Here is a 16689-nt window from a genome sequence, read left to right as displayed (position 1 = left end):
GTCGGCTCCCGGCCCTTCGTGTGAGGGCCTCGCCACGCGGCTGGGCCTCGTCGGGCCCGCTCACGTCGACCGTGGCGAGGTCAGGCCGATCGGACGGGATCTCCACGATCTCGCCCGGAATCCCCAGGCACATGGGCCGCCTCCACGATCTGGACCGACTCCAGGACGAGGCGGTCCCCACCCTCGGCGTCGATGTCGATGCCCCCGCACTTGCCGCAGATCGTCATCGGGTTGTCGCACAGGGCGTTGTGCCCGCAGCCCCGGCAGACGAGCCGGACGGGCTCGACGACCAGGTCGAGCGTCGCCCCCTCGGCCACCGTGCCGGTGGCGGCGAGGCCGAACGCCTGCTTCAGGACCGCGGGGGAGACGCGGAGCAGGGCGCCCGCCCGCACCCGGGCCCGCCGTACCCGCCTGCCCTTCGCGCGGTGCTCCACGGCGTCCAGAACGGCCTCGGCGATCCCGAACTCGTGCATCGCCGTCACACCCCCCTGACCTGCGGGCCCTCGTCGACAGGGCCCGGGCCGAACGCTCCTCCGCTGATGCCGATCAGCAGGTGGGCCGCGACCAGCGAGTGCCGCAGGGCCTCCTCGCGCGGCGCGTCCGCACGCTCCCAGCGGGCCGTGTTGTGGACCTCCACTCGCAACCTGACCAGCCCGTACGGATCGGCCAGCCGCTCGGCGGAGACCCGCAGCTCCGCGTGGATCGGCTGGTGCTCGCAGGTGACGCGGCCCGTGCGCTCACCGCTCGGGGAGAGGATCGGCTCGATCTCCCGGCCCCCGGGCACGTGGACCTCGATCGTGCGCCGCCCGCCCGTCAGGGGGATGACGGCCCGGGTCTCCCGCTCGACGGCCTCGTCGAAGCCGAGGTAGTCGTGCCCGGCGACGGTCAGCTTCGGCACCGGCCAGTAGCCGTCGTCCTCCTCCCGCTCCACGGTCCTGCACCTGACGTGCAGGAACCGCAGCCGCAGGTCGATCGTCGCGTCCGGGTCCGCCTCAAGGAGGCACTCGGTCACGCCGGCCGACGGCTCGCCGGGAAAGCCCGGCGGCGCGAGCACGCCGAACTGCCAGCGCATGCGGTGCTCCATCGGCGCCGTCATCGGGCCCGCCTCTTTCACGAGCGCCTCCCTCCGGGCTCACCTGACACCACGCCACCCGACAAGAAGCCGTACGACGGTGACCGCGACCGCCTCGTCCGAGCAGGTGACACACGTCTCATCACGGCAGTTCATCAAGACCCCCGAAACGCCCCCGAAAGACGACCGTACGCCGCCCCGGGCCGGGCGAATTCAAAGGAAGTCGGTGATTACGTAAAGGTCGGTGAAGTCCGGGAACGCGCCGACGGCCCCGGCATGTGCCGGGGCCGTCGGAGAGGGCCTATCCGACGCTTCCGCGCCTGAAGAGGGCCACGGCGGCGACGACGCCCAGGGCCGCCAGCGCCACCTGGATGATCAGTTCCAGCCAGTCGATGCCGGGGGTGGTCGCCACTCCGAGGCCCCGCGCGATCGCCGTGCCGATGAGGGCGGCGATGATGCCGATCACCATGGTCAGCCAGATCGGGATGGCCTGACGCCCGGGCACGACCAGTCGGCCGAGAGCGCCGATGATGAGTCCGATGATTATGGCGGAGATGATGCCGCTTACGGCCATGCTGCCACCCTTCTCTAGTTCTGCTGCCCACCTCCTGCCCGTTCCGGGTGATTTGACACATTTTGGGCTGTTGTGTCACGTACGTCCTATGAGTCGGTTCTCCCAGGCCCATGCGGCGATCTCGACGCGGTTGCGCACCCCGAGCTTGGCCTGGATGCCCGACACATGGGTCTTGACCGTGCTGAGCGAGATGAACAGCTCCGCGGCGATCTCCTGGTTGGTACGGCCCCGCGCGATGGCGTGGACGACCTCGATCTCCCGGTTCGAGAGGGGATGTTCCAGACGGGTGGCCGGGTGGGTGGTCCAGTGGGTGGTGAGGTGGCGCAGCAGCCGCAGCGTGACCGAGGGGGAGACGAGGGCGTCCCCGGCCTCCGCCGCCCGCACGGCCTCCACCAGCAGGGCGGGGCCGCAGTCCTTCAGCACGAAGCCCACCGCGCCCGCCCGCAGCGCGCCGTACACGTACTCGTCCAGGTCGAAGGTGGTGACCACGACCACCTTGAGCGGCTCGGGGACTCCCGGGCCGGCCAGGAGACGGGTGACCTCGATGCCGTCGAGCCGGGGCATCCGCACGTCGACCAGGCACACGTCCGGCCGCAGCCGCCGGGCCAGTTCGACGGCCTCGGCGCCGTCGGCCGCCTCGGCGACCACCTCGATGTCGGGCTGGTCCTCCAGGATCAGCCGCAGGCCGCCGCGTACCATCGCCTGGTCGTCGGCCACCAGGACTCTGATCGTCGTCACGCGTCGTGCCGGGACTCTTGGCGGGGGCTGGGCAGGGTGGCCGGCAGGGTGGCGAGCACCGACCAGCCGGATCCGGGGCGTGGCCCGGCCCGAAACGTGCCGCCGAGCGCCTCGACGCGCTCACGCATCCCGAGCAGGCCGTACCCTCCGCGCGATCCCGCCTGCGACCCCGGCGGCGCGTCGTCGGCGACCTCCACGACGACGACGTCCCGGTCCCGCTCCACGCTGACCGTGACCTCGCGGGCCCGCGGCGCGTGGCGCGCGATGTTGGTCAGCGACTCCTGCACCACCCGGTAGACCGTCGAGGCCACCTCGGGCGGCCACGCCGCCGTCTCCTCCTCGCGCGGCAGCCGCAGGCGCACCGGGCGGCCCCCGGCCTCGAACCGCCCGACCAGGTCGCCGAGGCGGCCGGGCTCGGCGACTCCCGGGCCCGCGTCGGGGCCGCCCGCCTCACCCTCGGCGACGCGCAGCAGGCCGACGACGCGACGCATCGCGGCCAGCGCGTCGGACCCGGCCGCCTCGATCTGGCCCAGGGCGTCGCCCGCCTTCTCCGGGCTCCGCCGCGCGACGAGCCGGGCGGCCTGCGCCTGCACCACGATGCCGGTGACGTGGTGGGCGACGACGTCGTGCAACTCCCGGGCCAACGCCAGCCGTTCGGCCTGGCGTACCGCCTCCGCGACGGCCCGCCTGCGGGCGTCGAGCAGCCGCGGGCTCAGCCCGGCCACGACGGCGGCGGCCCAGGCCGCGACGTTCATCGCGGTGACCGACGGCACCCCGGCGGCGGACGTGTGCGCGGTCAGCAGGCTGCCGACGGCCACGGCCAGCCCGCCGGCCGCCACGCCGCAGGCCGTACGGACCGGCAGTCTCCTGACCGCCGCGGCGACCAGCACGGCCAGGCCGAGGGCCATCCCGGGACCGGGTTCGGCGGGCAGATCGGCGAACCTGGCGGCCAGGACGGCGGTCGCCGCCACGGCCAGGCCCGCCACCGCCGCCCATGCCCGGCCGCGCCGCCGGAACAACGCGATGGCACAGACCGCGGCCCCGGCGGCGCAGTCGAACCGCCAGTAGCCCCCGCCCCAGCTGTCGGCGATGAGAGAGGCCCAGAAGGCCAGGACCACGGCGAACACGGCGCCCAGACCGGTGTCGGCCGCCCATCTCCGCGCACGGCCCCCGGCTACAGCGCCCTCAGTAAGCACAGGGCCGAGGTTACGAGTGCCCTCAGTAAACACAGGGCCGAGGTTACGAGTGCCCTCAGTAAACACAGGGCCGAGGCTACGAGATGGGCGGGCCGCGCAGAACCAGCCGAAAGTATGGTCCCGTGCCGCCCGATTCCCGCTTGCGGCCGATGCCGGGGGCGTACGGGCCCGCGCAGGATGCGGCTCTCATGGAAGCTCTCACGGAACCTCCCGCGGCCCACAGAACGCGACGTGAGCGCATCACCGCGCTCGACGTGGTGCGCGGCTTCGCGCTGTGCGGAATCCTGCTCGCCAACGTCAAACCCATCGCCCACACCGGAGACGTCCTGCGGGCGGCCGCCCCCACGACCCCCGACGACGCCTGGATGGGCCTGCTCGTCGAGCAGCGCTTCTTCCCGATCTTCTCGCTGCTGTTCGGCGTCGGGTTCTCGCTGCTGCTGGAGTCGGCCGCCGCCCGGGCCGCCCGCCCGAGGGTGATCCTGCTGCGCCGGCTCCTCGTGCTGCTCGCGGCCGGGCTGGCGCACCTCCTCCTGCTCTGGCCCGGCGACATCCTCAGCACGTACGCCGTCATCGGCCTGCTGGTACTGCTGCCCTCGACCTGGCTGCCGCGCCGGGTGGTCGCCGGGCTCGCCCCTGTGCTCGTCGCGGTGGCGCTGTTCCTCGGCGGGGAGAGGTTCACCCTGGTCGCCGGATTGTTCCTGCTGGGATCCGCGCTGACCAGATACGGCGTGACGGCCCGGATCGAGCGGTCCACCCGGGTGCCGGCGCTGCTCGGACTGGCCTTCGCGGTCGCGGCGGCGCCCGCCCTGTGGTGGTCGGCCGGTCAGGAGGGCGACGACCCCGGATTCGGGCGGGCGCTCGCCCTCTCCGGGCTGCTGGTCGCGGGGATCTACGTCTGCGCCCTGCTCGTGCTGCTGCGGACGCCGCTCCGGCCGGCGCTGACGGCCGTCTTCGCGCCGCTCGGCCGGATGGCGCTGACCAACTACCTGACCGCGACCGTCCTCGTCCTGCTCGCCGCCCGCCTCTGCGGATGCTCACCGGAGGCCTGGTCCTCGGCGAGAGTGGCACTGACCTCGGCCGTCATCCTCGCCGTCCAGTGGCTGTGGTCCGTTCTCTGGCTGCGCACCCACCGGTACGGCCCGCTGGAGTGGCTGTGGCGATGGGCCACATGGGGCCGCCGGCCGTGAACGGAGCCGTAGAAAGGTCAGGAACGGGGCGGCGCGGTGCTCTCCCGTACGACGAGGGTGGTGGCGAGTTCGACGCGGTGCTGTTCGAGCGGCTCGCCGTCGGCGAGGTGGAGGACCATCCGCGCGGCGGTGGCCCCCATCTGCACGAGCGGCTGCCGTACGGTCGTCATGGGCGGCCCGGCCCACTGGGTGAACGACAGGTCGTCGAACCCGATCACGCTGAGGTCCTCCGGGACGCGCAGCCCGGCCCGTCTGGCGGCCTCGTACACGCCGAGGGCCTGCAGGTCGTTGGCGCAGAAGACGGCGGTCGGCGGGTCGGGCAGGCGCAGCAGTTCGGCGCCGTCGCGTAACCCGCCCTCCACATAGAGGGTGCTGATCCGCAGGAGGGCGGGGTCCACGTACACGCCCGCCGCGTCCATCGCGGCCCGGAAACCGTCGAGCCGGGCCCGGCAGCACGGCCACTGGGTGGGCCCGCTCAGCATGGCGATGCGGTGATGGCCCAGGTCGAGCAGGTGCCGGGTGGCGGCCATCCCGCCGCTCCAGTTGGTGGCCCCGACGGACGGCGTCTGGTGCAGCGGCTCCCCGGTCGGATCCAGCACGACCAGGGGGATCGAACGGGTGGCGAGCTGGGACTGCTGCTGCACGGTGAGCTCGGAGAAGACCGCCACGACCCCGGTGGGACGGCGGGCGAGCACCTGTTCGGTCCAGGCCCTGCCGGGGGTGAGCCTGCCCTGCATCTCGGTCAGCACCACGGCGAGCCCGCGCTCCCGCGCGACCTGCTCGACGCCCTGGATGATCTCCAGCGCCCACAGGCTCTCCAGGGCGTGGAAGACCAGTTCCAGGATCGCGGCGGGCTCGCTGTCGCGCCGCCGGTAGCCGTGCTCCCGGAGCACCGCCTCCACGCGCTGCCGGGTGGCCAGGGCGACCCCGGCCTGCCCGTTGAGCACCCTCGACACGGTCGGCGGAGACACACCCGCCAGATTGGCGATCTCGGCCAGAGTCGGCCGGTGCCGGGGAAGCTCCCCGCCGGGGGCCCGGTCGGTCGCGGTCACCGCCCCAGTATGCAGGACAGGCGATCAGGACTCACCCGCGGCTCTCCTCGCTCACGAGAGGCCGCGTACCGTCAGGTTTTGGGGGTGAATGTCGTGTTTGTGGATCGTCGTGACGCCGGGCTCCTCCTCGGCGAGCGCTTGCGTGACCTCCGTGAGGCAAAGGATGGCGTGGGAGACGTGGTCGTCGTTGGGCTGCCCCGAGGCGGGGTGCCCGTGGCGTTCCAGGTCGCCCGGGCCCTCGGTGCCCCCCTGGACGTGATCCTCGTGCGCAAGCTGGGCGTGCCGTACCAGCCGGAACTGGGGTTCGGCGCCATCGGCGAGGGTGGGGTGCGGGTGGTCAACCCCGACGTCGTACGGCTCGCCCGGCTCACCGACGACGAGATGGCGGCCGTGGAACGCCGTGAGCGGGCCGAACTGGAGCGCCGTGCCCGCCGGTTCCGCGGCGCCCGCGAGCCCGTCGACCTGGCCGGCCGTACGGTGATCGTGGTGGACGACGGGATCGCGACGGGCGGGACGGCCCGCGCCGCCTGCCAGGTCGCCCGCGCGCACGGCGCGTCCACGGTGGTGCTGGCGGTGCCCGTGGGCGCGCCGGAGACGATCGCGAGCCTGCGCGGGGACGCCGACGAGATCGTCTGCCTGGACACCCCGGACCACTTCTACGCCATCGGCGCCTGGTACGAGGACTTCACCCAGACGAGCGACGAGGACGTCATGGAGTGCCTCCACCGGGCTTAGCGCCTCACGGGCTCTGCGGGCACCACTCCAGGTAGTGCTCTATCCGGACGTCGGGGCCCGGGTAGAAGCACAGCGTCTCCCGTTCCTCGTCCAGCCAGCGTACGAGGTAGGGCGGTGAGCCGTCGGTGTGGTAAAGCGCCAGCACGATCCCGACGCGACCCAGCCTGCCCCGTTGGACGCTCTCGACGACCAGCCGGTCGCCGACCGCCGCCTTCATCCTGATCACAGTCCTCTCATCGCAACCCTGCAGGTGTGGCGACCTCGGTCGTGATCGGCGTCCAGCGGTGCGACAGGCGCCTGGTGAGAGAGGCCATCGTGGTGTATTCCAGGTCTTCCAGCGGCAGCCGATGCGGCTCGAAGGGGCCGTGGCGGCGCAGGTAGTCCATCACCTCGGTCGCCTGCCGGCGCGCGCCGTCGAAGGCCGGGTCGTCGAACATGTCGCGCGGGCCGACCAGCCTGCCGTCCTTGATCTGGAAGCCCAGCGCGACCACCCGGGGCGGGCCGTCGAAGCGGGACGGGTGCGCCTGCCCGACGGGCACCGGCATGAACGGAGCGTGGTGCGAGCCGCGCATGCAGCCCGCCACCGAGTACGCGAAGGCGAACGGCTCCAGCGCCTCGCCGACGGCCGGCAGGCCCGACTGGCAGCGTACGATCATGACCGGATCGTCCTTGCCGACGTACCTCCCGGCGATCAGCGACAGCCGCTGGGTGCTGGTCGCCGCCGCGGTCGTGCCCAGCGTCTTGGACCGTACGCCGTGGACCACGTAGCGGGCCGGGGCGCCGATGTACATGAGCATGTCGTACAGGTCGGCCGGGCAGTCGAAGACGATGCGGCGGTCCTCGCACAGGTCGTACACCTCGAACGCGAACCCGGCGTGCATCTTCTCGTCGATCACCAGGCCGGCGGTGTTGGACGGGTCGGCGAACATCTTGTAGAGCGGCAGGTTCCACGCGCCCGGCTCGGTCTTGTCCGCGAGAAAGCACAGCACGGGCTCGGACGGCCGCTCCTCGAACTCCATCTCCGCGTAGCCCGGGCCCATGCCGCGCAGGTTGCCGGAGAAGGCGTCCGACAGCAGGTCCTGCCCGGCGCCGTACAGGCCGAGATCCTTGGCGATGTGGGTGGTCGCCTGGAAGGTGTCCCAGGCGAAGGAGTGGATCAGCCCCGCCTCGGGGCCGTACGTGTGGGTCATGATGAGCGAGATGTCGTCGCCGCAGCTTTCGACGTGGCCGTCGACGAGCAGCCCGGATGACTTGGCCCGCTCGATCTCCCGCCTGGCCTCGGCGGTCAATCGGGGATGCACGGCGGAGTGGCCGACGAAGCCTCCGGTGTCGGCCTTGATGACGCTCAGCGTGATCATGGTCATCACCTCCAAATACACCCTTATCTGTATTTTTGGGAATAAAAAGAGCACTAGGTCACAAATAGGGCGGGACTTCCGTACGGCGGGTAGGAGTGGGCTGAGGACAGGGCCCTGGGCGGGCGCGGGGGGAGTGCCGGCCATGAAGATCAGAGATGTGATGTCCACGCCCGTGGTGGTCGTCCCGCCGGTCACCCCGGTGCGGGACGTCGCGCGGCACATGGACTACTCGGGCGTCGGATGCGTCGTCGTCTCGGAGGGGCAGGGCGTCACGGGCGTCGTGACCGACCGCGACCTCACCCTTCGCGTACTCGCCCGCGGGGAGGACGCGGACACGCCCGTCGGCCGGGTGATGTCGGAGCGTCCCGTCGTGGTGCGGCCCGGCGACGAGGTGGAGGTGGCGTTCGACACCTTCCGCCGCCACTCCTTCCGCAGGCTGCCCGTGGCGGACGAGGAGGGGGTGGTCGGCATGCTGACCATCGACGACCTGCTCCTCCAGATGCACCAGCTCACCGCCGACCTGCTCACGCCCGTGGTCAAGGAGATCAGCGAACCGCAGCGGCAGAGCGACTAGATGCGGCGCCGGTACGGCGTGATCACGGGGTGGGCGCGGGCGTGGCCTCCGGCCGAGGAGTGGCGGGCGATCACCCGGCGGGTGCGGGAGGAGGCGTCCCGGGAGCGCCTGTCTCTGCTGGCCGCGGGCATCGCCTTCTGGGGGACGCTGTCGGTCTTCCCGAGCCTGATGGTCGTGGTGGCGGTCTACGGGTTGGTCGCCGACCCCCGGCAGGTGGCCGGGCAACTGGCGTCGTTCACCCGCCCGCTGCCCCCGGACGTCGGCCGGCTGCTCGTCTCCCAGCTCACCCACGCGGTGCGCGCCGGGCGCCAGGGTTTCGGCGCGCCCCTGGCGCTCAGCCTCGTCGCGCTGCTGTGGGCGTCGTCCCGTGCCGTCCAGGCGCTGGTCCGGGCCGTCGACGCGGTCTACGGCGGCCGGCGGGAGCGCGGCTTCATCCGTACCCGGCTGACGGCCCTGCTGCTCACGGTCGCGGCCATCGCCGGGACGTCCGTCCTGCTGGCGCTCGTGGCCGCGTTCCCGGTGGTGCTGGGGCACCTGGGGCTCGGCGCGGCCGCCCGCGCCGCCGTCTCGGCCGGGCGCTGGGTGCTGCTCGTCCTGCTCTTCGGTGCGGGGCTGGCGCTGCTCTACCGGTATGTCCCCGGCGCCCGGCTGGAACCCGGACGGCGCCCCGGGTGGCACACGGTCGGCTGGGGCGTGGGACTCGCCGTACCGGCCCTGCTGCTGGTCTCGGTGGGCCTGTCGGTCTTCGTCAGCGGCTTCGGCCGCTTCGACCAGACGTACGGCGCTCTGGGCGCGGTGGTCGTGCTCATGCTCTGGCTGTACCTCTCCGCGCTGGTCGTGCTGTTCGGCGCGGAGATCAACGGCGCGATCGAACGTCATGCGCGAGAGGCGAGCCCCAAGCGTGCCCCGGACCGCCCGTCGAATGACCGTCACTGACGCGTCGGGGTGGTGAGTGCATCGCGTGGCATTTGTCGCGATAAATCGTAGATTGTTTGGGCAGTAGGGGGGCGTGCCCGACACCGGTCGTTCCCCAGGCAACGGCATCTCCAGCGTCTTCCCCTCACTCCCTGGTCAGAGTGAAGGGACAGCGGAGCCGGCCGACTCTCCGGCGTCTCCTGACCGGCCGTCCCCCGACCGGCCGGCGCCCGAGCCGGCTGCCGACACCGGTGGCGTGGGCGGCGGTGACGGCGGCGGTGAAACGGGCCGGGACACGCGCGCCGGCACAAGCGTCGGTACGGACGGCGGCACGGGTGGGGGCACGGGCGACAGCACGGGCGACGGCACGGGCGACGGAGTCGCGATGACGCCCCTCGACCGGCCGTTCGGCATGCCGGGGCGCCCTCTGCGGAGCAACCCGTTCATGTTCGGCCTGACCGGAGCCCTCGGCGTGCTCACCGCGTGGCTGCTGGTCCAGACGATCGCCAGCGCGGGTTCGGCGCTCGTGCTGATCGTGGTGTCGTTGTTCCTCGCCATCGGCCTCAACCCCGCGGTCGAGGCACTCCAGCGCCGCAACCTGTCCCGCCGCGTCGCGATCACGATCGTGTTCGGATCGGTGATCGCGTTCTTCGTCGCCTTCGGCCTCGCGGTCGTGCCGCCGCTGACCGAGCAGACGTCCGGGTTCTTCGGCCACCTGCCGGAATACGTGCAGCAACTGCAGAACCACCCGCTGATCCGCTCGGTGGACGAGCGGTATCAGGTCCTGGACAAGCTCCAGCAGTACGTGACCGGCGACAGGCTGGCCACCCAGATGTTCGGCGGCCTCCTCGGCGTGGCGAGCGTCCTGATCAGTGCGCTGTTCAGCGGGTTCACCGTGCTCGTGCTGACGCTCTACTTCCTCGGGTCCCTCAACTCCATCAAGGAGACGGCCTACCGGTTCGTGCCGCGCTCGCGCCGCACACGGGTCCGGCTGCTCGGCGACGAGATCATCAACCAGATCGGCGGCTACGTCGCCGGAAACCTGATCATCTCGTTGATCGCCGGAGTGGTGACCTTCCTGTTCCTGTCCATGATGAAGGTGCCGTACGCGCTGGCGCTGGCCATCTTCGTCGCGGTCACCGACCTGATCCCGCTGGCCGGCGCGGTCATCGGGGCGGTGGTGGCCTCCGGGGTGGGCTTCCTCGTGTCGGTCCAGGTCGGCATCGCCTGCGCCGTGTTCTTCATCGTCTACCAGCAGGTGGAGAACTACTGGATCTCGCCGAAGGTGTTCAAGTCGTCGGTCGACGTACCGCCCGTGGCGACCATCCTGGGGGCGCTGCTCGGCGGCGCCCTGCTCGGCATCGTCGGAGCGCTGCTCGGGATCCCCCTGGCGGCCGCCCTGCTCCTGATCGCCCGCGAGGTCGTGCTGCCCCGCCAGGATCGGTTGTAGCAAGTCTGATCCGATTGTCTCCGTTCATATCTGTTCCGAACGGCGCACGCGCTCCGGGTGATGAGAACGTACGCTTTCGGCATGGGGCACTCTCGGCGGCTTTCGCCGATGTCTGCGCGGCGGCGTTTTGTGCAGCGGTGTCTGCGTGGCGGCGTTTGTGCGCCGGGATCTGTGAAAGGCGCGTCGGCCGGGCACTCGAACGGCCCGTTGCCGCGGCGCCGTAGCCGCCCTCCGACATCACCTTGAAGCGCGTGAAGCCTGGCCGCTGTAGTCCGGGAGTGACGTCCGTACGGGCCTCGACGATCGGAGGGACGTGCATCCGCAGGAGAGACCGCCGGTCATGCGGGTTCCCTTTCGGATCGCGGCCCTGTGGATACGCGTCGTGCTGCTTGTCATCCTGCTCTGGGGCGCTTTTCTGACCGTTCTGAGCATTTTCCCGCGCGAGAGCACGGTCGCCGAGTTCCAGGCGGCGCTGCGCGCGGATCAGGTCACGTGCGTGATCTTCTTCGAGGGCGATCCGGTGCGGTTACGGTGGTCCACCGGCCCTTTGTTGTGGTACGACGTCGATCGGGTCGCGGACGCGGCCCGCGTCCGCCGTGAACTCGTGCGCGGATCCGAGGCCGCCGATCAGCACCCGTTGGTCATCTGGCGCTGGACCAGCAATCAGAACAACCCGCGTTATCCATCATGGCCCTTCCAGGTGCCCTTCCCCGGCGCGCCCTGGATCGTCGGCGGCGCGTGGCTCGCCGCTCTCCTCACCATGCTGGGCGCGGGTCAGCCCCGCTGGGGCAACAGATGGGCCTGGTTCTGGCTCTTCTGGGTGGGCGAGGTGGGCGCGATCCTGTTCCTTCTCCTGGAGCCGCGGTCCCTCTGGTACGGGCTGGAGCCGCAGAAACCGATCCTCAGCCCGATGCGTGGGGGCCACGGCTGCGTGCTGTCCATCTGCCTCAGCCTCGTGGGTGCCGGCCTCGCCGCCACCGGGATCTCCAGAGCGATCCAAGCCCTGGCCGATCTTCTGGCCACCATCCCCTGAGTCCTCGACCGGAGGTCATGTCCGGCCGGCCTCCGAGGAACCGCCCGAGCCACACCGCCCGAGCCGGCTGCCGGCTCCGCGGGCTCTTCTCCCGCACTCCCGGCCACCGTGCTCGCGGTAGTGCCCTGCTGTTCCCCGTTCAAGGCCTTCTGCGGCGGTTGTTTTCTGTTCAAACGGTGCGGTACGGCAGATGTCGCATATACAGCTAATCGGGAACTTGCCTGTAACTCCAACAAATCCCGGTGCGGGGGTGTTCGTGGCCGGTTGGCGTGGAAGAATTAAGACAGGATTTCGAATTTCTCGGGAGGTGCGATGGATCTGTTCGACGATGATCCTGAGCGCTCCCAGCGTTCTAATGCCAGCGGTGACATCGGCGACGACTGGTGGGATCAGCTCATCGCCGGCTCGCCCCTTTGGTCGTCCGAGGGCGCACTTGCCCGTGAATACGTGCCTATCGTCGATCCCGATACACGAGAGCACGCGAGTCGACGCGGTATCCCGGCAACTCTTCCCTTTGTTCGAGCATTTACGACTCGTGCCGGTATCGCTGCCGTTGACGACTCCAGCGCTGACGAAACCGTGAATGGCCCCGCCCCTGATGGCGCTCCTAACCCTGCCGATAGCCCCGGCTCTGAGGTCGGTTCCATCGCCCCTGCCCCTCGCGCAGGAGATGCCGACAGCGGCGCCCCTGGCCCTGCCGGTGCCGGTGCTGATGCCCTGGGCGCCGATGCCACGCGCACCGATGCCCTGGGCGCCGATGGTGCGCGCACGGTCGCAGGGCGCACGGATGCCGCGCGCACGGATGGCGGTGCCGCCGACGGTGCCTTTCCTGACGGTGATCCTCCTGGTTGTGCTTCTCCCGACGCGGCTTGTCCGGATGGCGCCGGGGGTGCCTACAGCGGCGCTTCCGGCGGCGCTTCCGCTGGTGCTTCTGGTGGTGATGCCGGTGGTGCGTCTGGCGGTGCCGAGGGCGCCGGCCGAAGCGATGCGGGCCCGGACCGGGATGCTTCTGGTGCTGGTGGCAGTGGTGCATCGTCGTGGGTGGCGGTGGCGGCGGTTGGTGAGGCGGCGCGGGTAGTGGCGCTGGTGCCGGTGCCTGAGTCGGCGGAGGTATGTCTGGCCGAGGCCGAGGAGTTGCTGGCAGCCCGCGACCGCATCACCAGCGCGCTTGCCGCTCGGGTGGGCCGGGTGCATCGGTCCGGGGAGGCGAAGAACCATGGGCATGCCTCCACCAGGTTGTGGCTGCGATCCGTTGGCGGCATGACGATCCCGGGTGCGGGCCGGTTGGTGACGATGGGCATGGAGCTGGGTCGCCTGTCGCGGGTGCGTGAGCGGTTCGCCGAGGGCAGCCTGGCCGAAGGCATCGTGGAGGCGATCTGCACCGCCACCTCCGGGTTGACCGATGAGCAGGCCGTGACTGCTGAGGGGATTCTGCTGGAGTTGGCAGGTTCGGCGGGGGCGGCGGAGGTGGCCAAGGCGGGGCGGTATCTGCGGGCGGTGCTGGACCCCGACGGCCACGAGCAGGACGAGCAGGCCGATTTCGACCGCCGGTTCTTCCGGGTGCGGCGGCGCAGGAACGGCGGGCTGGAGGGAGAGTTCTACCTCCCGGTCGAGGCCGCCGGGCGGTTGCAGCACCTGCTGGACGTCTACGCAAAGCCGAAGGCCGAGGGCGACGACCGCACCCCGAGCGTGCGGAACGCCGATGCGTTCATCGCGCTCCTGGAGAACAAGATCGCGACTGAGCTTCTGGTGCTGGTCACCGCCGAAAGCCTCCCCGACGACCCCTCAGGCACCACCCCCTCAGGCGACTCCACAGCCAGCCCCTCGGGCGATCCCACAGCTGACGCATCTGTCGACCACCCCACCAGCGACCCCTCAGACGCCGGCCCGAGCGACGGCTCTGGTCCCGACCCTTCGGGCACCGGCCCCTCGGGCGACCCCACAGCTGACCCCTCTGCCGACCACCCCACCAGCGACCCCTCAGACTCCGACCCGAGCGACAGCTCTGGTCCCGACCTCGGTTCCTGCGGCCCTGGCTCCGTCCCCGGCTCTGACGCCTGCGTCAGCGAGGGCTTCGGCACGCCTTACGCCGCGACAACCGACAGCGAGCCCTCTGCTCCCGAGCGCCCGGCCACAGGTGGCCCGGCCGTCGTCTGGCCGCACTTCGACGCGGCCCACGGCGACGAGCGTGCCGCCCTCGGCGAGGTTGATGAGGTCGGCGAGGTGGGCGATACCCGGCAGGGTCACGCCGACGAGGCAAAGACGCACAGACACCGAGCCTGGAATTCGCAGCGCACTCGTGCGCAGCAGACGCGTGCCCCTGATCCCCCGACCAAGAGTGACGACGCCACTGGCGCTCACACCGAGGACAGTCCAAGCAGGGATCGCCCTGGGGATCGCCGTGCTCACGGCAGCCCCGGTGGGGACCGCTCTGCCGGCGACTGCCCGGCGGAGGGCTACCGGCATGCCTTCACGCCAGGTGGGGCGTCGCATGAGACGTCCCGGACAGGAGCCGATGCTCCGCCGGGTGTGGAACGCGACGATGACGCGTGGCCGAGGGCGGGGGGCAACAGTCCGCCGGGGGTGTGGTTGCGGGGGTTGCCGGGGTTGATCCTGGCGACCGGGCATCTGCTGCCCGTCTCCAGCGTGCACCGGCTGGCCCGTACCAGCACTTTGGTGCGGATCGTGATGGACGCCGGTGGGCAGGTGCTGGACATGGGCCGCAAGGTGCGGTTGGCGACCCCGGCCCAGCGGCGGGCGGTCTTCGCGCGGTATGCGACCTGCTGGGTGGACGGCTGCCCGCTGCCGGCCACGATGTGCCAGATCGACCACGCCGAGGACTGGTGCAGCGGCGGGCTGACCGATCTCAAGCTGCTGGGACCGGCGTGCCAGTTCCACAACCGCGACCGCTACCGCCACCCCACCCGCTACACCCGCCGCAAGATCGGCGACGACCGCTGGGCCTTCACCTACCGCAACCCCCGCACCACACGACTGCGGGTGTAGCAGATGAGGGGAGAGGCGAAACCGGTGCCCGGCGAAGACACTCGGCGCGGCCCTGCCCACGCGACAGGGCCTGGACGGCGAACTGTCGTCGCCCCGGCCCTGGGTCGGGCACTGTGCGGGGTCGCCTTCGCGGCCGGCACGGTCGCCGCGCTGGGCCGCACCAGCGAGGCCACGCTCACGCTGCCGGTCGGCCGGCTCCTGCCGGCCCGCCGCGCCGCCCGGCTCGACGTGCTCGCCGCGATCGCCACATCCTGACCGCCGCTTGGCCACGCGAAGAGGGAAATGGGCGGGGGGCGAAGGGTATGAGCGGGATGCGCCGCTTGCACCCATGAGCGGCCGGAGCGGAGGTGGAACGGATGGGCGGCGACAGAGCAGGGAGAGGGAGGGTCCGGGCTGTGGCGGGGTACGTCCGGCCCTTCGCCCTCGCCGTGCTCCTCGTCGCGATGTCCGGTGTCACACGCCCTGGTCACCTGATCCCTGAACTCGCGGAGCCGGTCTCGTCCACGGCACTCGTCGTCCCCGCCGATCCCGGCCCCGGTCCTGGTCCCGGCCATGACGGCCATTCGTCCGGCTCGGCCCATCCGACCGGCTCTGCCCATCCGACCGGCGCGGGCCGTCCGGCAGGAGCGGCCGCCGCCCATCCCGCCGCCGCGCCGCACGCCGTGGAACCCGTCCACCTCAAGGGACACGGCAAGGGACACGGCAGGAGGCACGGTAGTGAGCACGGTAGTGAGCACGGCGGCAGGGTCTACGGCGGCGGTGGTCAGCGGACGGGTGGAGTCAACTCGGCCAGCGCCCCCACGATGGACAGCCCGCCCTACCAGCTGAGCACGGGCCGGCACAACGTGAACGCCCCGGCGGGCAACAGCGCCGTCGACTACTCCGGCGTCCAGCAGGTGTCGAGCGTCAGCATCTACACCAACACGATCAACGGCAACTGCGGGAGCGGGGCCCGCCACTGCTCCATCAACCAGAACCTCCAGAGCGCCGAGGGCAGGGGATACAACGGGCGCTGAGTACGGAGCTGAGTACGGAACGGGCGTCCTCCCCACTAGAGAGGACGCCCGTCGTCGCTGTCGGATCAGGGCCCGATCAGGGCCGGATCAGGGCCGGATCAGAGCGCGCCGCTCTCGATCGCCTGCTTCAGGGCGCCCTGGAGCTGCTGGTGAGCGGCGGTGCCGTTCGCGGCGACGAAGTCGATCAGCGAGTCGTCCGCCTCGAAGGCGAGGTTCTCCGTCACCCGGGTCTTCCCGCCGGGCAGCGGGGTGAATTCGATCTTCTGGTGCGTGACCACGTTGGGCTGCGACCAGCTGTCGGTCTCGTAGTAGAACCCGTCGGCGTGGAGGCGCTGCTGCGCGTGCGTCTTGCTCACCACGATCGTGCCCTGGTACGGGATCTCTTCGATCGCCGTGAGGTTGCGGTAGAGCACGGGAGCCGCCAGCCACTCCTTGTGCGTGACGACCCGCTTCAGGAACGGGTTCTTGCCGATGTGGTTGTTGAAGTTCGAGTACTTGTAGAAGGTCTGCGGCATCGGCGAGTCGATGTCGACGGAGATGCTGTTGACGACCCGGCTGCGGCCCGAGCCGGGCGCGGGCGGGGTGGCGTCGGTGAAGTGGTAGGTGTCGTACACGCTCTGCCATTCGAGGGCGATGTCGGCGTCGCTCTCGGTCGTGTCGGCGTGCGCGGGGTTGGTCAGGGTGGTGACGACGAAGGCGGCGGCGAACATCTGGGCCGCGACCACCCGAAGGATCTTTCTCACATGTACCTCAAAGAGCGAGGAAAAAGGGTACGAGTGATCT

19 protein-coding genes are annotated in these 16689 nt (G+C 71.0%); 10 read left to right on the top strand and 9 right to left on the bottom strand.

The window, feature by feature from the left end:
- Nucleotides 1-80 precede the first annotated feature (80 nt).
- The 5 genes from HHX40_RS28320 to HHX40_RS28300 form a co-directional block, all read right to left on the bottom strand.
- Entirely contained in the window at nt 81-473 is a 393-nt protein-coding gene (locus HHX40_RS28320; protein WP_182883024.1) for a hydrogenase maturation nickel metallochaperone HypA, read from the bottom strand.
- A gap of 5 nt (nt 474-478) precedes the next feature.
- Entirely contained in the window at nt 479-1114 is a 636-nt protein-coding gene (locus HHX40_RS28315; RefSeq protein WP_182883023.1) for a hypothetical protein, read from the bottom strand.
- 259 nt (nt 1115-1373) lie between these two features.
- A complete protein-coding gene (locus HHX40_RS28310) occupies nt 1374-1646 on the bottom strand; it encodes a GlsB/YeaQ/YmgE family stress response membrane protein (RefSeq protein ID WP_182883022.1) in 273 nt (90 codons plus the stop codon).
- Between the two features lie 75 nt (nt 1647-1721).
- Nucleotides 1722-2345 carry a response regulator gene (locus tag HHX40_RS28305; RefSeq protein ID WP_182883200.1) on the bottom strand — a complete coding sequence of 208 codons (624 nt, stop codon included), beginning with the start codon at nt 2343-2345 and terminating at the stop codon, nt 1722-1724.
- A gap of 35 nt (nt 2346-2380) precedes the next feature.
- Nucleotides 2381-3580, bottom strand: a complete 1200-nt coding sequence (locus tag HHX40_RS28300) for a sensor histidine kinase (protein WP_310738329.1) — start codon at nt 3578-3580, stop codon at nt 2381-2383.
- 188 nt (nt 3581-3768) lie between these two features.
- Here HHX40_RS28300 and HHX40_RS28295 point away from each other — a divergent pair, with 188 nt between their 5' ends.
- A complete protein-coding gene (locus HHX40_RS28295) occupies nt 3769-4767 on the top strand; it encodes a DUF418 domain-containing protein (protein ID WP_182883020.1) in 999 nt (332 codons plus the stop codon).
- Nucleotides 4768-4784: 17 nt separating this feature from the next.
- On the opposite strand, the gene HHX40_RS28290 is transcribed toward HHX40_RS28295, so the two are convergent.
- Nucleotides 4785-5819 (bottom strand): LacI family DNA-binding transcriptional regulator, encoded by a 1035-nt coding sequence (locus HHX40_RS28290; RefSeq protein ID WP_111697321.1) that lies wholly within the window; start codon nt 5817-5819, stop codon nt 4785-4787.
- 168 nt (nt 5820-5987) lie between these two features.
- Here HHX40_RS28290 and HHX40_RS28285 point away from each other — a divergent pair, with 168 nt between their 5' ends.
- Nucleotides 5988-6554 (top strand): phosphoribosyltransferase, encoded by a 567-nt coding sequence (locus HHX40_RS28285; RefSeq protein ID WP_244301634.1) that lies wholly within the window; start codon nt 5988-5990, stop codon nt 6552-6554.
- A 4-nt stretch (nt 6555-6558) separates the two neighbouring features.
- Here HHX40_RS28285 and HHX40_RS28280 read toward each other — a convergent pair whose 3' ends face one another.
- The gene (locus HHX40_RS28280; protein ID WP_182883199.1) at nt 6559-6771 is read right to left on the bottom strand and encodes a DUF1918 domain-containing protein; all 213 of its coding nucleotides are present in this window, start codon (nt 6769-6771) and stop codon (nt 6559-6561) included.
- Nucleotides 6772-6787: 16 nt separating this feature from the next.
- Complete coding sequence (gene fbp / locus HHX40_RS28275; RefSeq protein WP_182883019.1) at nt 6788-7912, bottom strand: fructose-1,6-bisphosphate aldolase/phosphatase; 1125 nt, start codon at nt 7910-7912, stop codon at nt 6788-6790.
- 142 nt (nt 7913-8054) lie between these two features.
- Here fbp and HHX40_RS28270 point away from each other — a divergent pair, with 142 nt between their 5' ends.
- From HHX40_RS28270 to HHX40_RS28235, 8 genes are all read left to right on the top strand, one after another.
- Entirely contained in the window at nt 8055-8486 is a 432-nt protein-coding gene (locus HHX40_RS28270; RefSeq protein ID WP_182883018.1) for a CBS domain-containing protein, read from the top strand.
- Nucleotides 8487-9422 (top strand): YihY/virulence factor BrkB family protein, encoded by a 936-nt coding sequence (locus tag HHX40_RS28265; RefSeq protein ID WP_182883017.1) that lies wholly within the window; start codon nt 8487-8489, stop codon nt 9420-9422. It begins immediately after the preceding gene.
- A gap of 364 nt (nt 9423-9786) precedes the next feature.
- The gene (locus HHX40_RS28260; protein ID WP_182877617.1) at nt 9787-10851 is read left to right on the top strand and encodes an AI-2E family transporter; all 1065 of its coding nucleotides are present in this window, start codon (nt 9787-9789) and stop codon (nt 10849-10851) included.
- A gap of 382 nt (nt 10852-11233) precedes the next feature.
- The gene (locus HHX40_RS28255; RefSeq protein WP_182883016.1) at nt 11234-11884 is read left to right on the top strand and encodes a hypothetical protein; all 651 of its coding nucleotides are present in this window, start codon (nt 11234-11236) and stop codon (nt 11882-11884) included.
- 670 nt (nt 11885-12554) lie between these two features.
- Nucleotides 12555-12962, top strand: coding sequence for a hypothetical protein (locus HHX40_RS28250; RefSeq protein ID WP_182883015.1), 408 nt, complete (start codon nt 12555-12557; stop codon nt 12960-12962).
- A complete protein-coding gene (locus HHX40_RS28245; RefSeq protein WP_182883014.1) occupies nt 12932-14890 on the top strand; it encodes a DUF222 domain-containing protein in 1959 nt (652 codons plus the stop codon). Before HHX40_RS28250 ends, HHX40_RS28245 begins: the two co-directional genes overlap by 31 nt.
- 24 nt (nt 14891-14914) lie before the next feature.
- The gene (locus HHX40_RS28240; RefSeq protein WP_182883013.1) at nt 14915-15145 is read left to right on the top strand and encodes a hypothetical protein; all 231 of its coding nucleotides are present in this window, start codon (nt 14915-14917) and stop codon (nt 15143-15145) included.
- A 140-nt stretch (nt 15146-15285) separates the two neighbouring features.
- Nucleotides 15286-15906 (top strand): hypothetical protein, encoded by a 621-nt coding sequence (locus HHX40_RS28235; protein ID WP_182883012.1) that lies wholly within the window; start codon nt 15286-15288, stop codon nt 15904-15906.
- Nucleotides 15907-16004: 98 nt separating this feature from the next.
- Here HHX40_RS28235 and HHX40_RS28230 read toward each other — a convergent pair whose 3' ends face one another.
- Complete coding sequence (locus tag HHX40_RS28230; RefSeq protein ID WP_182883011.1) at nt 16005-16649, bottom strand: hypothetical protein; 645 nt, start codon at nt 16647-16649, stop codon at nt 16005-16007.
- Nucleotides 16650-16689 lie beyond the last annotated feature (40 nt).

The sequence above is a fragment of the Microbispora sp. H10949 genome (assembly GCF_014161435.1).
GTDB lineage: Bacteria > Actinomycetota > Actinomycetes > Streptosporangiales > Streptosporangiaceae > Microbispora > Microbispora triticiradicis.
The sequence above is the reverse complement of the archived record's forward strand: the minus strand, read 5'-3'. Positions and strand labels throughout refer to the sequence as shown.